The organism is Candidatus Culexarchaeum yellowstonense (assembly GCF_024707025.1).
In the GTDB taxonomy this organism is placed as follows: domain Archaea; phylum Thermoproteota; class Methanomethylicia; order Culexarchaeales; family Culexarchaeaceae; genus Culexarchaeum.
The window spans coordinates 1-3,081 of the sequence record NZ_JANGFQ010000259.1 but is presented as its reverse complement, the minus strand read 5'-3'; the positions used below and the strand labels follow the sequence as shown (position 1 = coordinate 3,081).

Annotated in this window: 2 protein-coding genes and 1 pseudogene; 2 read left to right on the top strand and 1 reads right to left on the bottom strand. The window is 35.8% G+C overall.

Annotated features, from left to right (window positions below):
* Positions 1-37: 37 nt before the first annotated feature.
* Positions 38-1,234 carry a cation:proton antiporter gene (locus MRT15_RS12395; RefSeq protein ID WP_304330604.1) on the bottom strand — a complete coding sequence of 399 codons (1,197 nt, stop codon included), beginning with the start codon at positions 1,232-1,234 and terminating at the stop codon, positions 38-40.
* Positions 1,235-1,539: 305 nt separating this feature from the next.
* Between MRT15_RS12395 and MRT15_RS12390 the strand changes: the two genes are divergently transcribed.
* Positions 1,540-2,619 (top strand): 4Fe-4S dicluster domain-containing protein, encoded by a 1,080-nt coding sequence (locus MRT15_RS12390; RefSeq protein WP_304330603.1) that lies wholly within the window; start codon positions 1,540-1,542, stop codon positions 2,617-2,619.
* A pseudogene (locus tag MRT15_RS12385) lies at positions 2,616-3,081 on the top strand (Ni/Fe hydrogenase subunit gamma); the annotation flags it as partial. The gene MRT15_RS12390 and the pseudogene MRT15_RS12385, both read left to right, overlap by 4 nt.

Here is a 3,081-nt window from a genome sequence, read left to right as displayed (position 1 = left end):
AGAAACTAGAGATGGTGAAAATAGCATATAATAGGCATTACATGTTGGAATTTACATTCTTAGATATCAATTTGATATCCCTTGAAGCAACATACGGTGTTATAAACATGCTGATAAGAACACTTACAATGACAACTACAAAGCAGACATTATTATAGAGCCCAGGGTCACCAACAAACAGTCCCTTTGGATCATAAATTAATGGAAGCCTAGAAGCAACTAGAGTTGATAGACCATTAGCTATGGAGAATTTAATTATGTCAGATTCAACTACACTCAATTTAACCATATAACCATACAATCTAACGACGAGAAGTCTAGAACATAAAACCATTAACGACGCACATAAACCAATAAACAAATAGTTGAGGGATATATTAGTGATTAAACCCACATACACAAAGAAGAAGGATTTTAGGAGGAAAGTTATTTCCTCATGAAATTCCCGTAAATGGCTTATTTCAATTTCAAACATTTCTCTAAATCCAAGCTTCCTGAAAATAGAATCACTATTAACCAATAGCAAACCAAAGAACAGTAATGTAAGAGCCCCAGAAGACTCCACAACACCCTCAGAAACAACGTATATTAAGAAAACCATAGCTATGGTCAGAATATAATTGAATTTCTGTCCCCTAAGCTTATTCAAAACAAAACTCCAAAAACATCCACTTAAGGAACCAAAACCCATGGAGAAGATGAAGGATAAAAATATATTCCTAAAACTATCGACAAGAGGCAACTCTGGAGACATAATCAACCTAATTAACGTTATAACACAAATGAAACTTAAGGACGTGGAAAGCACAGACTCCAATAATAGGGTATTCTCCACATCCTTAAAATCAAAATTTAAACGTTTAAGTGAATGGAAGAGGCTTGAAAGAGTTACAGGACTAGTATTCAACATTGCACCTAGAAGTAGGCAATTTAGAAAACTTATAGAACCACTAAGAACAGAATATAAGAGAGCTGCAACAAAAATCATGTTCACAAAATAGTACATGAATGCTAAAAGTAAGCTTCTGGAAAAGACTTTAATGAAAGTATCTAAATCCATGTTTATACCAGCATCAAATAGGATTATACATAAAGCTATTATGCTCATGAATGGAGAAGCCCTTATAAATGGTTCAGGATCATACAATTTAAATACTGGACCAATAATAAAACCGAAGAGTAAAAGCCAAATCACATCTGGAATCTTAGTTTTAACATAAAATAGGTTCCCCAAGTATCCAAGGAAGACTGTGAAAACAAATAACAGAAATATGCTTATATTAATAGACAAGCAATATCACCCTAAACTGAAAGTCCATAAATAGATATTGTGAAAACTAAAGTTAAACCTTATGAATGGAAATTGCAATATCAGCAAAACAAGTATCAATTATAGAGTTGATATGGGAAGATTTCAGCTTCAATACAAATTACATCGAGCAACTCAAATGGTGTAAAAGAAGTAGCTAATGGAAAATGTTATATTAATGATGATGTAAAGGGGTTTGAATAAAATCTATGGGAATAGAGGGGCTATCAATGAAGAGCAGCATCATGATGGGCGCTGAAAACGATCTAAAAACGCTCTTTAACAAATTTAAAGGTAAAGCAATGATAATAGGACCAAAGATCCCAGATGGGGAGATCGCCATAAGATACTGTGAATTAAATAATTACGATGAAATACCGAGGGGGGTGGAGGATTACCAAGAACCTGGCAAATACAGATTAATGCAAGGAAACTTCTTTAGACATGGTTTCGATTCCCCAAAGAGATATCTACATCCACCAACATTAAAAATAGTTAGGGTAGAAAAGGGACTTGAAATAAAACCATACAATTATGATCCAAAAGAAATCGTGTTTTTTGGCATAAAACCATGCGATGCAGCAGCAATAAGAGTTATGGATAAAACGTTCACATGGAATAAAGACGCATACTATAATGCCCAAAGAGAGAAGATAACGATAATAGTGGAAAACTGCACAAAACCTGGGAAAACATGCTTCTGCGCCACGATGAGGGCAGGTCCCAGAATCACTGAAAACTTCGACATAGCATACACAAGAATAAATGGTAAAGTATTATTTGAAGCTGGAAGCGTTAAGGGGGAGGAAATATTGAAGGGATTGGAAACTTTAAAACCAGCATCAAATGAAGTTATAGCGGAATTCATCAAATTGATGGATGAAGCATATGAAAAAGCAAAAGCACAGTTCACAACAATAAACCTACCGGAAAAACTTGAAATAAACATTGCAAACGAAAACTTATGGAAAGAGTTATCTGAGAAATGTCTTGCATGTGGAAATTGCACAATGGTATGTCCAACATGCTTCTGCTTCGACATATATGATGAATCACATCTAGACGAATACGTGGACAGAGTGAGATACTGGGATAGCTGCTTCACATACAAATATGCGGAAGTTGCTGGAGGACACTTCAGACCTGAAATATGGGCAATGTATAGACAATGGATGCTACACAAATTCTCATACTGGAAAAAGCAATTTGACATATTTGGATGCGTTGGATGTGGAAGATGCATAACTTGGTGCCCAGCTGGAATAGACATAAGGGAAAATGTTAAAAAAGCTTCTGGGGGGTGTAAATGATGGTTTACAAGGAATATATACTGAAAAAAGCATTAATAAGTAGGATAACGCAGGAAACGAAAGACACATACACATACCATATAAAGCCATTAGAAGATGAAATTAAGGGGGCTCCTGGACAATTCAACATACTCTATGCTTATGGGGGAGGAGAGATACCAGTCGCTATTAGTGGAATAGAGAATGGGGAAATTATGCACACAATAAGGTTTGTTGGGGCAGTAACCAGAATGCTGAGTAAAATGAGGAAGGGAGAAATAATTGGTTTAAGGGGGCCTTATGGAAACGCATGGCCATTAAATGGAAGTAGAAAGCAGGATATACTGATAGTTGCTGGCGGAATAGGGTTAGCCCCACTAAGACCAGTGATAATGGAAGTTAAGAGGAATAGATCAGAATATGGTAAGTTGATGATATTGTATGGTGCAAGAACACCGCAAGACCTACTATACAGAAGGGAAT

What these genes read in the sequence shown, in the direction of transcription:
- MRT15_RS12390 (WP_304330603.1), top strand. Translation starts at nt 1,540, where the DNA reads ATGAAGAGCAGCATCATGATGGGCGCTGAAAACGATCTAAAAACGCTC.